Genomic DNA, 512 nt, shown 5'->3' with positions numbered 1-512 from the left:
TCAGTGAATCAAGAAAAAAAGGGCGCATTCCGCGCCCTTTTTTGTGTGTGGAATTCGTTGAGCTTACAACGCCCCTTCAAAGCCCATTTGACGCCATGCTTCAAAAGCAATGATCGCAACGGCATTCGAAAGGTTCAGGCTGCGCGCGTCTGGCATCATTGGGATGCGAATACGCTGTTCCATTGGCAAGCCTTCAATGATCTCTGCGGGTAGGCCGCGAGTTTCAGGACCAAACATCAACACATCACCTGCTTGGTATTGCGCATCAACGTGGTGACCTGTGGTTTTGGTGGTGCAAGCAAACAGACGGTAATTGCCTTGCTTTTCTTTATCGAGATATTCCAAGAATGCTTGATAGTTCTTATGACGCGTTACGCGAGCCAAATCGTGATAATCCAATCCTGCGCGGCGGACTTTTTTCTCTTCCAGATCGAAACCCAGCGGTTCAATCAAATGCAGGTTTGCACCGCAGTTGGCACAAAGTCGAATGATGTTGCCGGTATTCGGCGCGA

The 512-nt window shown here is 49.2% G+C and carries 1 protein-coding gene; it reads right to left on the bottom strand.

All coding sequences use genetic code 11. The annotated features are described in order from the left end of the window. Nucleotides 1-63 precede the first annotated feature (63 nt). Nucleotides 64-512: tRNA (cytidine(34)-2'-O)-methyltransferase (locus tag R7Q48_RS31265; protein ID WP_318134323.1), on the bottom strand; the 449-nt coding region annotated here is incomplete at its 5' end.

This window comes from Vibrio sp. 378, assembly GCF_033339435.1.
This window is presented reverse-complemented; position numbering and strand designations above follow the sequence as displayed.